The following is an 18,774-nucleotide window of genomic DNA, read 5'->3' as shown; positions in this document are numbered from 1 at the left end:
TACGGTCACAGAGGTGCCTGCGCTTCCCGGGCCGAAGATGAGATTCACGGCCTGTTGAGCAGCGGTCCCCGAACTGGTGATGTACTCCCAGCGTACCGGCAGAGAGAAGCCGTGCTTGAAGGCATAGCTTGCCAGAACAGCACCGCCGATTGTAGATGCACCTTTGACAACACCGATCTTCGCATTCGTGGGAACTTCGGTGTATTGAAGGTAGGGCTGGATGATCCACGGTCCCTTGGTATACGTGTAAATCACGTTGTAGATGCTTCCGTTGTTTTGAACAGGCGTGGCTGCTGTCTGAAACTTGGTCTGACCAAGGTTTCCGCCGCCGATGAACGATAGCGCATGGGGTCCGTTGGTGTAGGCGAGCGAGCCCGAGAGCCAGGTGTAGCGGTTGGAATAGAAGCCGTCATTCCAGCTGAGTGCGGCAGTGAACTTGCCCATCGTCTGGTTGACCTGGACTCCGCGATTCACGGCGTTTTCCTGGTTCCATAAGAGCCCGCGCTCGATGTTCATGTTTTCGAAGCTGAAGGTGTATTCCGCGCCGATCAGGGTCGGCAGGGCCCCGATCTCGAAGGAAGTATTCTTGCCTGCCTGTAGTTTGGCAAATCCCTGCGGTACCGGCCCATAGAAATTCGTCATGGTCTTATCGGTTGCGAGAAATGGGGTTGCCAGAGACGGGAGTGTGTATGCTCCTGCCTGGATGTAGTACTGAAAGACGCCATCGGGTTTCTGAATGAAGACCTGTCCGTTACTCAGCGCTGCCTGTTTGATGTCGTCGCCGGGCGCGTGGTTCCCCTGCACCATGCCGAAGCCAGTGATGATTCCGTTGACGGAGAGCTTGCCCAATGGGCCAATGTCGAGCACCTCCGGCGGCAGCCCCTGAAGAGGACCGCTGATCGCCGGAGTTGACAACGGTGCAGGCGCGGGAGGGGCGGGAGCAGGCTGCGCCGCTGAGCCCGCGGCTCCGGGAGTGGGTACTGCCTGCGCGGTCTGCTGCGCTGACGCGCGCACAGATGAGAGTGTAAGGACGAAACCGGCCAGTGCGGCAAGGGCGATTCTCACAGGTGCCTTTGTTGTAGATGTAAGTGGCATCGCTTTGAAAGTTCCTTTCAGGTATTTGGTTGCGGTTGGTCGAAAGGGTCTGGAACGCCGCCCGGAGAGGCGCGGAGAGACGCAGACGGACACACGCGCCTGGCTGGGTTGCGGGAGCCGCGGGGCAAAGCCGGTAAGCAACCGTGGTCGTCTGAGCTTGTAGCTTCGGGTATAGCATGCAGCTTTGCTGCGACCTACATCATTCGCGCCGAATCAATGCATTCGATAGGCGTTATCAAAGAAAGTAATCACGTACATGGATTCTGCCGCGTCTGATCGCTGCTGGTTGGAGCGTCATAAGCTGGCGCATTTCAGCCTGTTGGCAGCGTGGCCGGGGCTGCGTGGATCGAGTTTGCGATGAAATCCGGCCGGACATGTTGCGCCTTCTGCAGGTGTACATCCTCTCCTGTTATCGAACGCCGTTCCGCGTAAAGATGGCATATCGAAGTCATCAAAAGTTCATAAGGGCATTGCGTAGCGTTGGCGCGGAGGCCCCACTATTTTGTGGATTTATTCAAGAGATGAATTGGGCCGATAGAAATTTCTTATCTGGCGTGTGCGGCCTTGCGGCGGGCACTTTCGGCTGTGTACGTTACATCTACCTCAAGGGAATCTGGCATCGTTTTTGTCTGATCGAAGCGGGCGACCGCTTCACAGGTGCAAGCGATACGTGTCTCTACCGGATTCCACGCTGAACTGCTTCATTATCCAGATCAAAGGAGCCAGAATGCCTCCAACATTGAATTCAGCAACACCGCTACCCTTCTCGCGGAAGATCAGCCGTCTCGGCAGCCGCCTGCGTGAGCCGCAGTGGCGCAAATACGGCTTTGTGATGCTGGCCGGAAAGGTCCTTGGCGTCGCCGCCGTCTTGTTTCTTGCGCGATTTGTCTCGGACCTTTTCTTCACGAACGTGTTCGCCGCCGACACCGCCGTGAAGGCCGCCGACATCGTGAACCCAGTCAACACGGCCTGGACGCTGATTGCCGCATTCCTTGTCTTCGGAATGCAGGTTGGCTTCACGATGCTTGAGGCAGGCTTCTGCCGCTCGCGCGAGACGGTCAACGTGCTGATGGAGTGCGTGGTCGATACCTGCCTGTGCGGCCTGCTCTTCTATGCCATCGGCTTTGCGTTCATGTTCAGCCACGGCAATGGCTTCATCGGCTACCACTGGTTCTTCCTGAAGGATGCGCCGGCGACGTATGAGGGCACCGGTGTTGCGTTCCTGGCCTTCTGGATATTCCAGTTCGCCTTCGCCGATACCTGTTCGACGATTACGTCGGGTGCGATGATTGGCCGCACCGGATTTGTCGGCGACCTGCTCTACAGCGTGGCGGTCTCGGGCTTCATCTATCCCATCATCGGGCACTGGGCCTGGGGACCGGATGGCTTTCTCGCCACGATGGGTTCGGCGGGCTTCTTTTTGCCGGGACTTGGGCAGAGCTTCCATGACTTCGCCGGTTCGACGGTGGTCCATACCATCGGCGGCGTGATTGCGCTGGCGGGTTCGCTGGTGCTGGGGCCGCGCATCGGGCGCACGTTCAAGCGCGACGGCGGCGGGCCGATGATGCCGCACGACCTGACCATCGCTGCATCCGGCGGACTGCTGCTCTGGTTCGGCTGGTACGGGTTTAACCCCGGCAGCACGCTTTCGGCGATGGACTTCGAGGGCATCGGTCGCGTCTCGGCCAATACGACGCTGGCTGCGTGCGCCGCCGGTTTGACGGCCATGTTTGCTGCGTACTTCATGAGCAAGAAGTGGGACATCAGCTTCACGGTCAACGGCTTTCTCGCAGGGCTGGTCGCGATTACCTGCCCCTGCTACTGGGTCAGCCCGACGGGCGCCATCATGCTCGGTGGCGTCGCGGGAGTGATTGTCGTGTATGGAGTTGAGCTGCTGGAGTGGCTGCGCATCGACGATCCCATCGGCGCGGTGCCGGTACACGGCATCTGCGGCATCTGGGGCACGCTGTCGCTGGGACTCTTCGCCGTGGGCAAATACGGAGCGACCGGACCGCTGGCTCCGGACAACAGCGCGCCGCTGAAGGGTCTCTTTTACGGCGGCGGCTTGACGCTGCTGAAGGCGCAGTTTATCGGCAGCGCGATCGTCACCTGCTCGACCTTTGCGGTGGCGATGCTGGTGATGTGGCTGGTGAACCTGACGGGTACGCTGCGAGTTTCGAAGGAGGGCGAGCTTTATGGGCTCGACCTGCACGAGCATGGCATCTCGGCGTATCCCGAGTACGTCATCACATCGCTTGGCACGCCTTCAGAAGCGCCGCCCTCCCATCACTGATGGCAGGGCCGGGAAGGGCGGATGCATCGCCCTTCCCGGCGCTCTCTCTTGAACGTCAGCACCGATCAGCATTCAACCCGACGAAAGTCGATGCGAGGAGAACATGATCAAAGTAGAGGCGATTGTACGGCCAAGCAGGTTTGACCAGATCAAAGAGGCGCTCTCGGAGCTGGGTGTCGAGGGCATGACGGTGTCGGAGGTTCGCGGCCATGGCCGCCAGAAGGGCCACAGCGAGACCTACCGTGGGCGCGAGTACGAGGTGAGCCTCATCCCGAAGCTGCGCATCGAGCTCGTCGTCGCGGACAACCGCGTCGAGCCGGTGCTGGAAGCCATTCTGGCCAACGCTGCTACAGGCGAGATCGGTGACGGCAAGGTGTTCCTGTACAAGGTGGAGGACGCCATCCGCATCCGTAACCGCCAGCGCGGCGACGTTGCGCTGTAACTGGATTACTGGCGCGCGGTGTCCTGGGGGGCGGGACGCTTGCGCGCCGGGGGTTCCACGGGATCGAGCCTGACGCCGCCGATGGCAATCTGCAGGAACGCCTTGGCGGCGTGCGTGAGGGATTTTTCCTTCAGGTAGATGAGACCCAGGTCGCGTGACATGCGCAGCTCGTCCATTTTGACCACGGCAATGTCGCCGGCCTTGATCTCGGCCTCGATGTTGACGCTGGGCAGGAAGCCGATGCCGAGCCCGGCGCGCACGAATCGCTTCATCAGTTCGCTGCTCTCGACCTCCATCACCGTCTTCGGGTAGACGTCGTGCATGCGGAAGAGGTTCAGCAGCAGGTCGCGCTGGCGGCCCTGTTTGGGAAGCAGAAATGAATGCTGCGCGATGTCCTTAGGCCCGGGGCTTGTTACGGAGCACAGCGGGTGTCCCTTGGGAGTAGCGAGGACAAGCTCGTCTACGTGGATGGTCTCGACCATGAACCGCTTGTCGGTAACGGGCAGCGAGACGACGCCGAAGTCGACCTCGCGGGCCAGCAGGGCTTCGATGGTGCGTGACCGCTCGGCGCGGGCGATCTTGAGCGCGACTTTGGGGAAGTGCTTTTTGAATTCGGCGAAGACGTCGGGCAGCACGTAGAGGCTGGTGGACTCCTGCGCGCTGATGGAGATCTCGCCGCGCGGCGAGCGGCGCTGCTCGGAGATCATCAGCAGCAGATGGCGCTGGCAGTCGAGGGCATGTTCAGCGAAGGGCTCGAAGACGCGGCCTGCGGCGGTGAAGGTAATCTTGCCGCCCTTGCGGTCGAAGAGGCGTTCGCCTACCTCGCGTTCGAGCGAAAGAATCTGTGCGGAGACGGCAGGCTGCGTGATACGCAGTTTTCTGGCCGCCCGTGAGAAGCTCTTCTGGTGCCAGACCTCGAGAAATGTCTTCAGTTGTTCAAAGTCCATGGGCGATGCTCCGTCGTGCAGGAGGTCGATTTCAAGGCTAGCACTCGCCGGGGGAGATCGACGGCCGGAGGGGATACCTCTCCCTGGCGCGGACCGATGCAAAACGCAGATTTCCTTCGGGAATGACAACAAAAAACGAGTGCAAGGACGAAGCGCAGATTCCCTTCTGGACTGACAACAAAAATGGGGAAGTCGCGTCCCTTCAAAGGCAGGACTGGTTCAGAGCTTCCTTAGAATGTCCCTGATTTCGGAAACATTCTTGTAACGAGAGGAACATTCACAAAGAGCAGACAGGTGAGCAGAGCGACACAGATGAAGAGCAAGACCATCAGCCTGCGTTCCCGGAAGAGTTTCTCAGGGTTCTGGACGGCGCTGTCTTCTTCAAACGAGAGCTTGAAATACTCGGCCATGAGGAGCGCGACCACCGGGAACGCCAGGACCATCTCCATCCGGTAACGCATGATGAATGCGCCGAAGAAGAGCATCGCCGTGGCTGCGTAAAAGACAATCGAGTTGAGGAGGCTTTCCTCGCTATAGCGCAGGAAGGACTTCCGATACCAACCGGCCTGCTCGCACCCGAGCTGGCGATATTCGCTGAAGCGCTTGAGGCCCATGAAGTAGGCACCGAGCATCCAATACGCGATCAGCAGGGAAACGGGTGGCATCACAAATGAGCTGACGATATACCAGCCGACGCAGAACCGAAGCGGGTTATTGATGGCCTCCGAGATGACGTCGAGATAGGGGACATCTTTCGACCGGATCGGCGCGACGTTGTAGATACAGCCCATCAGCCAGAGTGCAATCGAAGAAAGCAGCACGCCACGGGAGACCCGACCTGCCAGAGCGAAACCAAGCGCCGCGAGCATGAGCCATTGGAGATAGGCGACAGGGCGGTGGACCAGTCCCTGCGCCGCTGCGCGCATACACTTTGACGGATGCAGTCTGTCGAACGGCGCATCGAGCAACTCGTTGAGAACGTAGTTGCTGCTGGCGACGGCAGTCACGGCAAGGAGGCCGACAATCGCCTGCAACAGAAGATGCGTGGATGGGCGGACGTGGCCGATGACCAGAGCAACCGCGATTCCGGGGAGCACGAAGAGCTGCTTGACGGAGTGGTCCAGACGCAGCAGCGAAAGGTGTCCACGCACGCGCTCTGACGAGATGGCAGGTGTTCTGAGAAGCGTATCTTGCGACATAGGCAGCGTTTTCCTCGCTTACAGCATCAGTTTGCAGACCGCAATCGCTGCGTTTCGATAGGGGCATGGGAACGAGGTACGCGACCCAGCCGGGAGAAGAATCCAGTTGACGCCATAATCCTGCAATCGCTGAACACGTTCCTGATCGCTCTCCTGATTCAAGTCCAGCTCCGCATTTGCGCGCTGGCTCCACTCGGGAGCAATGTCAGGAAAGAGAGAGGCGAGGCCCTCGTCTTTGGTATCGGTAAGGATGCTTCTCTGGGAGATGGCCCGGAATCCGAGAGAGGCCCCTCCGGGCTGGTGGAAGATCGCCGGGTCCGTGGCAAAGACTGCTCCGGGCGGTGTATTGGAGCGAATCCAAAGGAATGCCTGTTCCGACGGATTCCCTGGGCTTCCCGCCGGCCACTCGATGTGAGCGGATGCGGGATATGATTGCAGATCGCCCACGAACATGGCGGCACCCGCAAACAACAGCAGCAAGACGGCCATCCCGCGGCTCCGGCTCCACACATAAGAGAACACAAAACCGCCGAGCAGGATGACGCCAAGCGCGTAAATCATCTGGAACGATTTCAGCACTTGCAGGCGCATGAGGAGGTCCGGATGGTTCGCATGCACCAGACAGAGTGAAGCCAGAAAGGAAGTGCTTCCGATGAGTACGCAGGCGGCGCAGGTTATCCGGGCAAGACGAGATGGAGTCCGCATCCGGCTGGCAAGCGCCATCAGGATGAGTGGCGCAATCAACCCGATGATTTCATACCAGTGCCAGCGCGAGAGAAAGTAATAGTCTCTGCTCAAAACTGCTTCTCGATAGACACTGGAGACAGGAACGCGCAGGTCGATGAACTTAATGAGTACGCAGAGCGCGAAGCCGGCGGCGCATACGCCAATCGCTGCTCTTGTCTGTTGACGGTCCAGCAGCGCGAAGATCAGGAGATAGCCGATCAGATAGATCCCCATCAAAGGGTGGACCGCAAGCGTCAGCAAACTGAATAGAGCGGCCCGCTTCCATGAGCGGTCAAGACAGCCAAGAATTGCGAAAAGGCTGAGCGGAGTCGAGATGGACCGGGCGGTCAGATAGGGGTCCATGAGCAACAGGGATGTTCCGGCTGCGGGCATGGTAGAACAACATGCCGCAAACAAGGTTGCTCCCCACCAGGCAGACGGCGAATGGAAGATGTGCGACGCGAGCAGATAGCTCGCCAATAAGAACCCTGCAATCGAGAGGAGATAGACCGCCAGCAGCAGGTACGGAAGCGGCACATGCAGAAGGGACACAAGCTTCGCCATCCAGGACGAGAAGACCGAGAAGCTTGCATGGGCGCCAATGAATGTGGCGTCGGCATGAAACAGGGAGCCGTTAATCTGCTTCTCGATTTCAGCTACATAAATGGCGCCGTCCTCGCCATAGGGGTGATACCCATGCAACAGAAAAACACAGAGGGAGAGAATTCCTAAGACGCAAGCCTTGCCCGCGCTCCAGACGATCGGAGGACCATGAATCCCGAGTGGTTCCGCGATCTGGGTAGTGGACGGCGAATAAGATTGCAATACGAATCTCCTTCAGGTTCATCTGGATGGCTTTCATTTGGACGGATGACATGCGTCGGAGGTGGCGATACGAGTATCCAATCTCGCAAACAGGGTCCATTCACTGTATGTCTAGCAGAATTCCATGGAAAAGGCCAAAGTTGCCCGGAATGCTCTTTTCGAATTGCGCGGTAGACGCCGCAGGAGTCATGTCCACATAGAGAAAGCCCTTCGACATGATGGTCAGAAGGGCTAAAACTGAAGAATGGTCGGGGCGATTGGATTCGAACCAACGACCCCCTGCTCCCGAAGCAGGTGCGCTACCAGACTGCGCTACGCCCCGACTGTGGCTGCGGTGTGATGCCAATGAGTAGGGCAAGTTCCCCGGAAGTGCTCCAGATGCAGACGGTTGGGATGGCCTGCGGGAATCTGCCGTATCGACTTGCTTAGTTTAGCAGATTCTTTCGGGCTGCGGGGCGCGGCGCGGCAGCAGAGTGTGGATTGCGGCGGGGCCTCGAATGCCGCTATACTTGTGGATATGGTGTCGTTGATTCAGCGCGCGTGTTGTTGCCGGATACTCTCCGTCCGGCGCTGTCCCCGCTAACCGGCCCATTCCCTCTCACACGTCATCTTTACTTCGGCAGCCTGCTCTCTCGGGCGTTTGCCGAGACTGAGCACCCTCGGAGCATATGAACACTATGGTTGCACTTGAGAATGCAATAATCGACCCCGCCCAACTGAACCATCTACAGGCGCTTGAGGCCGAGAGCATTGCCATCCTGCGCGAGGCAGTGGCGGAGTTTGCCAAGCCGGTGATGCTGTACTCGATTGGCAAGGACTCGTCGGTGATGCTGCGGCTGGCGCAGAAGGCGTTTTATCCGGGCAAGATTCCCTTTCCGCTGCTGCACATCGATACCAGCTACAAGTTTCCTGAGATGATCACCTTCCGCGACGCCTATACGAAGGAGATTGGCGCGGAGCTGATTGTGCATCGCAACGAAGAGGCGATTGCGGCAGGAGCGGCCCCGTGGAAGCTGGGCACGCAGAACTGCTGCGGGTTGCTGAAGACGCGCAGCCTGCTCGATGGGCTTGCCGAGGGTGGATTCGACGCTGCGTTCGGCGGAGCGCGACGCGATGAAGAAAAGAGTCGCGCCAAGGAGCGGGTGTATAGCTTCCGCGACACGGCCGGGCAGTGGGACCCGAAGAACCAGCGGCCGGAGCTGTGGAGCTTGTACAACTCGCGGCTGCGCAAGGGCGAGAGCATTCGCGTGTTTCCGCTCTCGAACTGGACAGAGCTGGACATCTGGCTCTATCTGTATGCGGAGAAGATTCCGATTGTGCCGCTGTATTTTGCGCAGGAGCGTCCGCTGGTGACGCGCGGCGGCGCGATGACGCTGGTGTACGACGGCATGAATCTGCTGCCGGGCGAGAAGGTCGAGAACGTGAAGGTGCGAATGCGTTCGCTGGGATGCATGCCCTGCACGGGCGCGATTCGAAGCGAAGCGGACACGCTGCCGAAGATTATCGAAGAGCTGATGTCGTTCCGGCGGAGCGAGCGCGAGAACCGCGCGATCGACCACGATGAAGAAGGCTCGATGGAAGTGAAGAAGCGGGAGGGCTACTTCTGATGGTTGAAACGCAGGGAGCAGAACCGAGGTTCGAGGAGTTTCTGGAGGCGCATCTGGGCCAGGAGATGCTGCGGTTCACTACGGCCGGCAGCGTGGACGATGGCAAGAGCACGCTGATCGGGCGGCTGCTGCACGACACCAAGAGTGTGTATGAAGATCAGTTGGCTGCGGTGAAGAAGAGCCGCGTGAATCGCGCGGCGAATGGCCACGTGGATTTTTCGCTGCTGACGGATGGCTTGAAAGCTGAGCGCGAGCAGGGCATCACGATTGATGTGGCGTATCGCTACTTCTCGACGTCGCGGCGCAAGTTCATCATCGCCGACACGCCGGGTCACGAGCAGTACACGCGCAACATGGCTACGGGCGCTTCGACGGCGGATGTCGCCATTGTTTTGATTGATGCGAATGCGTTTCTGAAGCACGGCGGGTTGCTGCCGCAGTCGCGCAGGCATACGTATATTGCTGCGCTGCTTGGTATTCCGCATGTGGTGGCCGCGGTGAACAAGATGGACCTGGTGGGCTATTCGGAGGAGACCTTCGCTGCGATTCGTCGCGAGTTTCTGGCGATGGCGGAGCGTCTCGGCCTGCGGAGCGTAGAGATGGTTCCGGTCAGCGCGCTTGAAGGCGACAATGTGGTTGCACCCAGCGCGGCGATGCGGTGGTACGAAGGGCCGACGCTGCTGGAGTATCTGGAGACGGTGCCGCTGCGCGTTGGCGACACTGCCGGACCGATGCGGTTTCCGGTGCAACTGGTGCTCAGGCCGGATGCGAACTTTCGCGGATTTGCCGGGCAGGTGGCGCGTGGCGTATTACGTGCGGGCGAGCGCGTGGTCGCGCTGCCATCATTGCGCGAGACGGTGGTCAAGCGCATTGTCACTTACGATGGCGACCTTGCTGCTGCCGCGCCGCCGCAGAGCGTTACCGTCGAGCTGGCCGACGAGATCGATCTGAGCCGCGGCGAGATGCTGGTTGCTGCGGAGGATAGACTGCCCGAGATCAACAAGCACTTCCGCGCGATGGTGGTGTGGATGCACGAGACGCCGCTGGTGGTGGGCCGCACCTACGTTGCCAAGCACACGACGCGGACGGTGCGCGCGACGGTGCGGTCAATCCGCTACCGGATGGACGTAAACACGCTCACTGAGGTCGATGCGGTACACCTGGCGATGAATGAGATTGCCGAGGTAGAGTTCGAGACGAACCTGCCGCTATTCTTTGACCCATACGCGGAGAACCGTGCGATGGGCGCGCTGATTTTGATTGATGGCGTGACGAACGCCACGGTTGGTGCGGCGATGATTGTTGCCGCTGTTGAAGGGGCTGTCGATGAGGTCTCGCGTGCCGCGCTGGTGCTGGTGCCGGGTCGTGCGGAGTTTGCCAGGAAGCTGGTGGACGATCTCCATTTGCAGGGGCAGCGCGCGGTGAACATCGACGACGCGCTGATTCCGGATGCCGCGGTGGCCGGTGTGGTGCGCGCGTTGCAGCTTGCGGGCGTGGTTGCGGTCTCGACTCGGAAGCTGGATGCCGCGACTGTGGCTGCGATTGAGGGCTTTGCCGGAGACGATCTTGTCCTGGGCGAAGCGTTGGATGAAGCGGAGATTTTGCGGAGGGTCAGCCGGTGATTGAAGAAGCCATTGACTATGAAGCTCTGACAGCGGAAGCACTGGTGGCCGAGGTTGTGCGCGGCGCGGCAGCAGGCTCCGTATGCTTCACCAGCAGCTTTCAGACGGAAGACATGGTGGTGCTGCATATGTTGCGCAAACAACTGCACGATGTGCCGGTGATCTTTCTGGAGACGGGGTATCACTTCAAGGAAGTGATTGCATACCGCGACCGCATGACGGCAGAGTGGGGGCTGAACCTGGTGAACGCGCTGCCGATGACGACGAAAGAGGAGCATGAGAAGCAGTTCGGTCTGCTCTATATCGTTCAGCCCACGCAGTGCTGCCAGATTCGCAAGGTCGAGCCGCTGATGCGTTCGCTTGAGCCGTTCGACTGGTGGTTCACCGGATTGCGGCGAGAGCAGTCGCCGACGCGCGCCGGATTGAAGAAGATGGAGAACCACACCACGCCGACGGGCAAGCACATGAAGAAGGTGAGCGTGCTGGCGGACTGGACGTGGGCCGACGTGACGAAGTATGCGGAGACGCACGGCATCCCGCAGCTTGAACTCTACGCGCGCGGCTACACCAGCATCGGCTGCGAGCCCTGCACTGCGATTCCCGAGGCGGGTGCGGACCCGCGCAGCGGACGCTGGGGCGGCAAGAAACTCGAGTGCGGCATCCATACGTTCTCCGAAAAGAGCTGAAGGGTACGCAACGTAGCTTGTGGAAGGGCCGGTCTTTCCGGCCCTTTCGTGTCTTTGGGAAGCTATCTGCAACAGAGGGTTAAGGTTTAAAGTGAGTACATGATCGAGCGCAGGCGCATCATTCGGCTTTGGAAGGAAGGTGGCGCCTCGGTGCTGGTGACGCTGGTGCGGGCGGCCGGGTCGAGCTACCGCAGGCCCGGCGCGCGGCTGCTGCTCGGATCTGCGGGCACATACGCCGGGACGATCAGCGGCGGATGCCTGGAGGCGGAGGTCATCCGCAAGGCCGCGTGGATGGTGCGCGACGGCGCGGTGGTTGAGCGCTACTCGACGATGTTTGACGACACGGCTGAGGTACCGTTTGGCCTGGGCTGTGGCGGCGTGGTCGATCTGCTGGTCGAACCGGCGGGAACGCCTGAGTTCGATGCGCTGATGATGGCGATGGAGCGGTCGCTCGCCGGAGAACGATCTGTGGTCGTGACCTGGCTGCCGGGAGACGGCAGAAGCCTGCGCCGCGTGGTGTTGCGCGAGGGAGCGGTGGTGTTCGCGAGCGAAGGGCTTACTGAAAAGAAGCTGGTCTGTGCTGCCGGGTTGCACGCCGGGGAAGAATACGAAGGTCGGTATGTCGAAGAACTAGGCGCGCCGCAGCGACTGTTTGTGATTGGCGCGGGCGATGATGCGAAGCCGCTGGTGAGCATGTCTGCGCTGCTGGGCTGGAGCGTGATTGTCGCCGATGGCCGCACGCAGTTGGCAAAGGCCGAACGGTTTACTGAAGCAGAGCACGTGGTCGCTCTTGCTGATGCGGGCGTTGCCGGACTTGGGATTCGTGCCGAAGATGCGGTGGTGCTGATGACGCACAGCTACGAGCAGGACCGCGAGATGCTCGCCGCACTTTTGCCGGTTGCGCCTCGGTATCTGGGGTTGCTTGGCGCGCGGCACAGGAGTTCGCTGCTGGTCAGCGAGGCGGCGGCGAAACTTGGCTGGGACGTCACGCAGTGTTGCGCTCGCATCTTCGCTCCGGTAGGCATGGACCTGGGCGGCGATGGCGCGGAGGCGATTGCGCTCTCCGTGATGGCTGAGGTGCAGGCGGTGTGTCAGGGAAAGATCGCCGCGGCGCGGAGGCTCACGGCTGATGACGTGGCGCGGTATCTGAAGGAGGGCGGAGCTTCGCGGTATCTTGCGCAGTGCGCGCTCGGTATTCAATCACAGGACGCTCGATGAGAACGGCTGCTGTCGTTCTGGCGGCGGGTGCATCGACGCGGTTTGGATCGCCGAAGCAGCTTGCGCGACTGGACGGCGAGACGCTGCTGGAGCGAGCAGTGCGCGTGGCGCGAGAAGCTGGATGCTCTCCGGTTGTCGTTGTGTTGGGGGCTTCGGCTGCGCAGATTCGGACTGAGTGTTCGTTGAGCGACGCGCATGTCGTGGTGAATGATGACTGGGCTACCGGGATGGGCGGCTCGATTGCCTGCGGTGTGCGCGCGTTGCATGAGGTGGACGGGTGCGTCGTGATGACCTGCGACATGCCTGCGGTCACGTCTGCGCACTTGCGACGGCTGGCGACCTCCGGTGAACTGGCTGCTTCGGCGTATGCCGGACGGCGCGCCGTGCCTGCGTATTTTCCTGCTGCAATGTTTGATGAGTTACTGAAACTGCATGGCGATGCTGGTGCGCGCGAATTGCTGCGCGCCGCGAAGTCGCTGGAGTTGACCGGCGGCGAGCTGGATATAGACACGCCTGAAGACTTATAGCTATTTCCTCCGAGGCGTAGCTTCCTTACAAAAAAAGGAGTGATAACAAATCCCGCTTCGAAGGATGAGGTCGCGAGGACTCTATCTTCAGGGAAAATGCTCTACAGGGTGCGGAGAAACTCTTCAAGAAGGTTTGAGGCCACGTTGGCGCGGTAGCTCGCGGTGCTGCGGATATCGTCGATGGGCTTCGCTTCTGCAATCAGTGCGGCGCGTGCCTGGGCAATGGCCTCTGTCGTAACGGACTTGTTGAGCAGTGCTTGCTCTGCTGTCGCCAGACGTGTTGGCACTTCGCGGAGGCTGGCGGCTGCGATGCGAATATCTTCGATGATGTCTTTGTTCACGCGCGCCACGGCGGCAAGAGCTGTTTTCGAGATGGCCTGCGCGTTTCGCGTTCCTACTTTGCGAATGTAGTGTTTGTAACCGTCCATGTTGCGGAGCAGCGTGATGCTGTGGAGCAGCTCGTCCGGCGCGAGCGCGGTCTTCTTATAGCTGAGATGAAATTCGCGATAGGGCATCGTTCGTTCGCCGCGCGCAGAGACGAGCGTGGCGGCGGCGTTGTAGACGAGCAGGGCGGGCGGCGAGTCGGCTGCGGGGCTGGCGTTGACGATGTTGCCGCCGAGCGTGGCGCGGTTCTGGTTGGCGATGCCGCCGGTCCAGCCTGCGGCCTGTGCGAGCAGAGGGAACTCGCGCTCGATCACCGCGTGACGGCGGATGTCGGTGAACGTGCTGGCAGCGCCGATGATAACGGCGTCTGAGGTGGCTTCGATGAAGCGAAGCTCTTCGAGGCCCCACAGCGAGATGAGTTTGCGCGGCTGGAGATGGCCTGCGCCGAAGGCCACCATCAGCTCCGTGCCGCCGGCGATGGGCGTGTAGCGTTCGGTCGAGCTTGCGAGCACTTCAAGCACGGCATCGAGCGAGCCGGGGGCGATGAGGTCGTATTGAGCGGCGTTTGAGCGCATAAAGACAGGGATCAGGGAACAGGGATCAGGTTTGCGGCTTGTTGGACTGCCTTGAAGATGCGAGCGTAGCCGGTGCAGCGGCAGAGGTTTCCCGCGAGGCCCTCCTGAATTTGCACGAGCGTCGGTTGCGGATGATGCTGGAGCAGGTGATGCGTAGCGAGGATCATGCCCGGCGTGCAGATGCCGCACTGCGCTCCGCCTTCTTCGAGGAAGCATTGCTGAATGGGGTGCAGTCGCTGCTCGCCTGCGAGTCCTTCGATGGTCGTGATCTGCGCTCCGTCGGCTTGCAGAACGGGCACGAGGCAGGAGTTGACCAGGTCGCCGTTGACGATGACGGCGCAGGCCCCGCACTCGCCTTCGCCGCAGCCCTCCTTCGTGCCCGTGAGATGGAGGTCCTCGCGCAACACGTCGAGAAGCCGCTTCATCGGCGGGGCTTCGATAGCTCTCTCTTCGCCATTGATTGTGGAGATGATGGTCATGCTGCTGTCTCCGCAGTGGTTAGTGCGACGGCGATAGCTTGAGCGGACGCGGCTGCCATGCGCTCGTAGATGTCTTCGGGGAGCAGGGGGATTTGGGTGAAGGCGATGCCGGTGGCCTGCTCGATGGCGTTCAGGATGGCGGGCGCGGGGCCGTCCATAGGCAACTCGCCGATGCCCTTGGCTCCGCCGGGACCGTGCGGGCAGGGGACCTCTTCAAACGAGACGTGCATCGGCGGGACGTCGGCGCTGGTTGGGATGATGTAGTTGGTCATCTGGTTGTTGGCGAGCGTACCGTTCTGCCAGATGCATTTTTCGTAGAGCGCGTAGCCGATGCCCTGCGCGATGCCGCCTTCGATCTGACCTGTGGCGAGCGTGGGATTGAGCACGCGGCCTACCTCCTGTAGTGCGTGGAAGTCCGTGACCTGCGCGGTGTAGGTGTTCGTATCGACGGCGACCTCGGCGATGTAGACAGCCCAGGCGTAGGCGGGGTAAGCGTCGCCGGAAAATCGCTCGTCGTCCCAGAAGATGCTGGTGACTGGTTCGTACTCGACCGTGGAACGAAGCTCTCCGTGCAAGCCAAGATAGATGATCGCCGCGCGGCGAAAATCTTCGGGAGTGAAGTCTTCAGGCAGATGGCCGCTTTGCATGAGGATGCTGAGCAGCTTTTGTGCGGCGCGTTCGACAAGTTTGCCGACGACCATCGCAGTGCGACTGGCGACGGTGGGGCCGGAGTTGGGAACAACGGAAGTGTCGGGCTGCGCAATGAGGATGTCATCGTAGGGCAGGTGCAGCGTCTCGGCCGCGATCTGGCAGAGGATGGTGTTGGTGCCCTGGCCGAACTCGGTGGAGGAGACGAGGATGCGCGGCTGTCCTGCTGGTGTCAGCTCGATGGTGACGACAGAAGCGAGGCGGCGCTCGCCCGAGCCGGTGAAGCCTGCTCCGTGAAAGAACGAGGCGATTCCGATCCCCTTCTTGATGGTCGAGCCTGGATTTTCTTTTGCGAACTGCGTGCGTTTGGCGTGATAGCCAGACTCTTCGAGCGCGCGCGTGAGCAGGCGGTCGAGGTCTACGGGGTCGCTGAGAAGCTGGCCGGTCGCCGTGCGGTCGCCGGTTGTCAGGAAGTTGCGGCGGCGGACTTCTTCCGGCGCGAGGCCGAGGGTGTGCGCGATCTTGTCCATGTGGCGCTCGATGGCGAAGATGCTCTGCGGTGCGCCGAAGCCGCGAAATGCTCCGTGCGGCGGAATGTTGGTAGCGACGGCTTTGGCGCGCACGGTGAGGTGCGGCCAGTGGTAGGGGCCGGGCGCGTGGATGGTTCCGCGCGACAGGACGACGGGCGAAAGCGTGACGTAAGCGCCGCCGTCGATGGTGAAGTCGATCTCGCCTGCCAGCAGTTTTCCATCATGGCTGACGGCGGTGCGGATGCGCGTGCGCGAAGGGTGCCGCTTGGTGGTGGCTGCCATGTCTTCGGCGCGGTCGTAGCAGAGCTTGACCGGGTGGCCGGACTTCATCGCAAGCAGCGCGGCGTGGCAGCCGATGACTGAGGGAAAATCTTCCTTGCCGCCGAAAGCCCCGCCGGTCTCGGTCTGGATGACACGGCACTTTTCGGCAGGCAGGCGGAAGACGTGCGCGAGCGCCTCGACGAGGTAGTAGGGGCACTGCATCGATCCCCTGACGGTGATGCCTTCGGTGGTCGAGTACTCCGCAATAACGCCGTTATTTTCGATGTAGAGCTGTTCCTGCGCGTCGGTGCGGTACTCGCCTTCGACGATGAAGTCGGCGCGCTGCCAGACTTCATCGGGTACTGGCTGCCGGTCCTTCTGGAGCAGGAACGTTTTGAAGGTGTTGTCTTCGCCCCAGATGATCCCCTTCCCCGATTCCGAGTCTTCGATGGTGAAGACGGCAGGAAGCTCCTCGTAAGCGATGTTGACGGCGGCGACGGCAGCGGGCAGAGCGGCGCGGTCAGGGTGGGCCAGCAGCAGAATCGGCTCGGCCACGTGATTGACACGGCCCGAGGCGAGACAGGGCTGGTCGCTTGTAACGTGCACGATGGCGTTTTCGCCGGGAATGTCGGCAGCCGAGACGATGGTGAACTCGTGCCATGGGATTGCCGGACCGAAGGTGATGGAGACGATGCGGCCTCGGGGAATGGCGCTGCGCACAGTGGCTCCGTACCACATGCCGGGCAGCGTGAGGTCGTCCACGTAGCGGGCTCGCCCCGTGACTTTCGCCGCACCCTCTTTACGAGGAGAAGGTTGGCCTACGATCTGACGCTGGTTCGCCATCGACGTTGGACAAGGATAGAACGGATTTTGGCCCAGGTCAGCGCCGTCCTTTGTCTGCGCCGATTTTACTTGCGCTTCGCCGCCTTGCGCTTTGTTGTTCTGCTCGATGGCGGAGACGGCGTTTTGCCCTTTTTCTTCGCCGCCGCGGGTTTGACGGCGGCGATGACCCGGCTCGCAACAGGCGAGCCAAGCCCGGTGCAGGCGTCCCAGCCGGGGCCTGCGGAGAAGGCGCCATTGTTGCCCGAGGTGATGTCGCGGAAGGCGACCTTCGCTTTCGCGGCGTAGATGGACGGTTGCAGCAGGCCAGCGGATTTGCCGTTTTGCGCGTTGGCCACGGCAATCAGTCCGGCCCAGAGCGGTGCCACGGCGCTGGTGCCTCCTATCACCAGGTTCTGCCCGTCCACGCGGATGCTGTAGCCGGTTGCGGGGTCGGCGTCTCCTGCAACATCGGGGACGCCGCGGCCGCCCGCGCTGTTCGTGGGCTTGGGCACGCCTGCGCCGGACTGCCACGACGGGAGCGGGAAGACATTGCTGACGCCGCCGCCGGTTGCGCCTTCGTTGCTGGCAAGTTCGTTCCAGACCACCTCGGAGCTGATCGTGGAATTGCCGGCAATCAGCTTCGTCCCGCCGCAGGCGAGCACGTGTGGGCTTGACGCGGGGAAGTCCACATTGTTTCCCGTGACCCCGTCGAAAGAGCCATTGTCACCTGCGGCCACTGTCATCGTGATGCCAAGCGCGGCGGCACTCTGGCAGGCGGAGTCGAGCGCGGTCATGGCCTGTCCGGTCCAGTTCACCTCAGCCGTGCCCCAACTGATGGAGACGACGCTGGGATTGTTCGTGCTGTCGTGAACAGCCGTGGAGATCGCATCAATAAATCCCTGATCGGTGTTGGGCGCAAAATAGACGACGACGTTTGCGCCGGACGCGACGGCGGCGGCAATCTCGATGTCGAGCATCACCTCGCCGTCCGCGCTGTTGGCATTGCCGGGCGAGTTTTTGCCGCCATCGACGGAGACCGCAGTCACCTTGGGAGCTGGTTGGTTGAGCGACTTGAAGTAGGTAGCCAGGTCGGCGGTGCGATAGCCTCCGCCCAGTTCGATGATGCCGATGGTCTGGCTCTTGGCAGAGGAGTTCGACGGCCATTGATAAAGCTGCGCAACCTGCACCGGCGTAAACGACCCGTTCGCGGTATTTGCGTGTGCAATGACCGCGTGCGGGCTGGCGAAGCCCCGTGCCTGCGCGGCGCGGGAGGCTGCGTTTCCCTGCTGCCCGGCGATGCGGAAGTGAGGCTGCGCCTGCGGCCGGTTGTCGAGACCGAGCACGGCTTCCACATATCCGATGAGTTGGCGGGGTAGCGTAATGCCGCCTTTGCGAACACGATACGTATTGTCGCCGATCGTCTGGTGCGCCAGCGTGACGCCGAAGGCGCGCTGCATGGCCGCGACGGTGCCGGTCAGCTTGACGGTGCGGTGTTCGGGTGCAGGTGTGTCGGGTGAGATATTGAGGCCGTAGTCTTTGGCAAAGGCACGGACCAGCTTGACGGCGGCGGGATCCGCTCCGTGACGCTGACGAAGCTGGGCGCGGGTCAGGCGCTCTTTCCCCAGACGGTTGGCGGCTTTGAAGGGCTGCTTCCGTTTGACGAGCACCGAGACGGTGATGGTCTTGCCTGAAGGCGGCGCAGCTTCCTTGGCGGTGATGCCGGCTGCGATGCCGAATGGTTGCTTTTCGCTGCCGGGCAGAACGGCGCGGCTTTGCGGGGCTGAGTGCGGAGTGGATGTTCGGGTAGCCATAGGTCCTCCTGAGACGGGAAGTAGGATGCGGGACCGAGAGACAAGGCCTTGAGTCTGCGGCTGTTACTCTTGTTCTG

At 61.2% G+C, this 18,774-nt stretch carries 15 protein-coding genes and 1 tRNA gene; 7 read left to right on the top strand and 9 right to left on the bottom strand.

Features of this window, described 5'->3' with window-relative positions:
- A partial coding sequence (locus VFU66_RS05500; RefSeq protein ID WP_326445232.1) for an outer membrane beta-barrel protein occupies positions 1-1,065 on the bottom strand: 1,065 nt, incomplete at its 3' end.
- Positions 1,066-1,822: 757 nt separating this feature from the next.
- Between VFU66_RS05500 and VFU66_RS05495 the strand changes: the two genes are divergently transcribed.
- Together VFU66_RS05495 and VFU66_RS05490 are read left to right on the top strand one after the other, a co-directional pair.
- Positions 1,823-3,388 (top strand): ammonium transporter, encoded by a 1,566-nt coding sequence (locus tag VFU66_RS05495; protein ID WP_326445231.1) that lies wholly within the window; start codon positions 1,823-1,825, stop codon positions 3,386-3,388.
- A gap of 103 nt (positions 3,389-3,491) precedes the next feature.
- Positions 3,492-3,830 (top strand): P-II family nitrogen regulator, encoded by a 339-nt coding sequence (locus tag VFU66_RS05490; protein ID WP_326445230.1) that lies wholly within the window; start codon positions 3,492-3,494, stop codon positions 3,828-3,830.
- A 5-nt stretch (positions 3,831-3,835) separates the two neighbouring features.
- Here VFU66_RS05490 and VFU66_RS05485 read toward each other — a convergent pair whose 3' ends face one another.
- The 4 genes from VFU66_RS05485 to VFU66_RS05470 form a co-directional block, all read right to left on the bottom strand.
- Positions 3,836-4,777 (bottom strand): LysR substrate-binding domain-containing protein, encoded by a 942-nt coding sequence (locus VFU66_RS05485; RefSeq protein ID WP_326445229.1) that lies wholly within the window; start codon positions 4,775-4,777, stop codon positions 3,836-3,838.
- 230 nt (positions 4,778-5,007) lie between these two features.
- Positions 5,008-5,976: a UbiA family prenyltransferase gene (locus VFU66_RS05480; RefSeq protein WP_326445228.1), complete on the bottom strand. Its 969-nt coding sequence runs from the start codon at positions 5,974-5,976 to the stop codon at positions 5,008-5,010.
- Between the two features lie 18 nt (positions 5,977-5,994).
- A complete protein-coding gene (locus VFU66_RS05475; protein ID WP_326445227.1) occupies positions 5,995-7,254 on the bottom strand; it encodes a hypothetical protein in 1,260 nt (419 codons plus the stop codon).
- Positions 7,255-7,772: 518 nt separating this feature from the next.
- A tRNA-Pro gene (locus VFU66_RS05470) sits at positions 7,773-7,849 on the bottom strand.
- Between the two features lie 346 nt (positions 7,850-8,195).
- Between VFU66_RS05470 and cysD the strand changes: the two genes are divergently transcribed.
- The 5 genes from cysD to VFU66_RS05445 all read left to right on the top strand — a co-directional run bounded on the left by cysD (position 8,196) and on the right by VFU66_RS05445 (position 13,187).
- Positions 8,196-9,134, top strand: a complete 939-nt coding sequence (cysD, locus tag VFU66_RS05465; RefSeq protein ID WP_414649379.1) for a sulfate adenylyltransferase subunit CysD — start codon at positions 8,196-8,198, stop codon at positions 9,132-9,134.
- Positions 9,134-10,756, top strand: a complete 1,623-nt coding sequence (gene cysN, locus VFU66_RS05460) for a sulfate adenylyltransferase subunit CysN (protein ID WP_326445226.1) — start codon at positions 9,134-9,136, stop codon at positions 10,754-10,756. Before cysD ends, cysN begins: the two co-directional genes overlap by 1 nt.
- Complete coding sequence (locus VFU66_RS05455; protein WP_326445225.1) at positions 10,753-11,442, top strand: phosphoadenylyl-sulfate reductase; 690 nt, start codon at positions 10,753-10,755, stop codon at positions 11,440-11,442. The genes cysN and VFU66_RS05455 overlap by 4 nt, the downstream gene beginning before the upstream one ends.
- A gap of 99 nt (positions 11,443-11,541) precedes the next feature.
- Complete coding sequence (locus VFU66_RS05450; RefSeq protein WP_326445224.1) at positions 11,542-12,660, top strand: XdhC family protein; 1,119 nt, start codon at positions 11,542-11,544, stop codon at positions 12,658-12,660.
- On the top strand, positions 12,657-13,187 hold the full coding sequence (locus tag VFU66_RS05445; protein WP_326445223.1) for a nucleotidyltransferase family protein: 531 nt from the start codon (positions 12,657-12,659) through the stop codon (positions 13,185-13,187). Before VFU66_RS05450 ends, VFU66_RS05445 begins: the two co-directional genes overlap by 4 nt.
- Before the next feature lie 101 nt (positions 13,188-13,288).
- Here the strand turns inward: VFU66_RS05445 and VFU66_RS05440 are convergent, their stop codons facing one another.
- The 4 genes from VFU66_RS05440 to VFU66_RS05425 all read right to left on the bottom strand — a co-directional run bounded on the left by VFU66_RS05440 (position 13,289) and on the right by VFU66_RS05425 (position 18,697).
- The gene (locus tag VFU66_RS05440) at positions 13,289-14,146 is read right to left on the bottom strand and encodes an FAD binding domain-containing protein (protein ID WP_326445222.1); all 858 of its coding nucleotides are present in this window, start codon (positions 14,144-14,146) and stop codon (positions 13,289-13,291) included.
- A gap of 11 nt (positions 14,147-14,157) precedes the next feature.
- Positions 14,158-14,625 (bottom strand): (2Fe-2S)-binding protein, encoded by a 468-nt coding sequence (locus tag VFU66_RS05435; RefSeq protein ID WP_326445221.1) that lies wholly within the window; start codon positions 14,623-14,625, stop codon positions 14,158-14,160.
- Complete coding sequence (locus tag VFU66_RS05430) at positions 14,622-16,907, bottom strand: xanthine dehydrogenase family protein molybdopterin-binding subunit (protein ID WP_326445220.1); 2,286 nt, start codon at positions 16,905-16,907, stop codon at positions 14,622-14,624. The genes VFU66_RS05435 and VFU66_RS05430 overlap by 4 nt, the downstream gene beginning before the upstream one ends.
- 65 nt (positions 16,908-16,972) lie before the next feature.
- Positions 16,973-18,697 carry a S53 family peptidase gene (locus VFU66_RS05425; protein ID WP_326445219.1) on the bottom strand — a complete coding sequence of 575 codons (1,725 nt, stop codon included), beginning with the start codon at positions 18,695-18,697 and terminating at the stop codon, positions 16,973-16,975.
- Positions 18,698-18,774 lie beyond the last annotated feature (77 nt).

The sequence above is a fragment of the Edaphobacter sp. genome (genome assembly GCF_035763405.1).
Taxonomy (GTDB): domain Bacteria; phylum Acidobacteriota; class Terriglobia; order Terriglobales; family Acidobacteriaceae; genus Edaphobacter.
Note: the sequence above shows the minus strand (reverse complement) of the source record. Positions and strands in the feature narration are given on the sequence as shown.

Coding starts and splice junctions, on each gene's coding strand:
- VFU66_RS05495 (WP_326445231.1), top strand. CDS start 1,823: ATGCCTCCAACATTGAATTCAGCAACACCGCTACCCTTCTCGCGGAAG.
- VFU66_RS05490 (WP_326445230.1), top strand. CDS start 3,492: ATGATCAAAGTAGAGGCGATTGTACGGCCAAGCAGGTTTGACCAGATC.
- VFU66_RS05485 (WP_326445229.1), bottom strand. CDS start 4,777: ATGGACTTTGAACAACTGAAGACATTTCTCGAGGTCTGGCACCAGAAG.
- VFU66_RS05480 (WP_326445228.1), bottom strand. CDS start 5,976: ATGTCGCAAGATACGCTTCTCAGAACACCTGCCATCTCGTCAGAGCGC.
- cysD (WP_414649379.1), top strand. CDS start 8,196: ATGAACACTATGGTTGCACTTGAGAATGCAATAATCGACCCCGCCCAA.
- cysN (WP_326445226.1), top strand. CDS start 9,134: ATGGTTGAAACGCAGGGAGCAGAACCGAGGTTCGAGGAGTTTCTGGAG.
- VFU66_RS05450 (WP_326445224.1), top strand. CDS start 11,542: ATGATCGAGCGCAGGCGCATCATTCGGCTTTGGAAGGAAGGTGGCGCC.
- VFU66_RS05445 (WP_326445223.1), top strand. CDS start 12,657: ATGAGAACGGCTGCTGTCGTTCTGGCGGCGGGTGCATCGACGCGGTTT.
- VFU66_RS05440 (WP_326445222.1), bottom strand. CDS start 14,146: ATGCGCTCAAACGCCGCTCAATACGACCTCATCGCCCCCGGCTCGCTC.
- VFU66_RS05435 (WP_326445221.1), bottom strand. CDS start 14,625: ATGACCATCATCTCCACAATCAATGGCGAAGAGAGAGCTATCGAAGCC.
- VFU66_RS05430 (WP_326445220.1), bottom strand. CDS start 16,907: ATGGCGAACCAGCGTCAGATCGTAGGCCAACCTTCTCCTCGTAAAGAG.
- VFU66_RS05425 (WP_326445219.1), bottom strand. CDS start 18,697: ATGGCTACCCGAACATCCACTCCGCACTCAGCCCCGCAAAGCCGCGCC.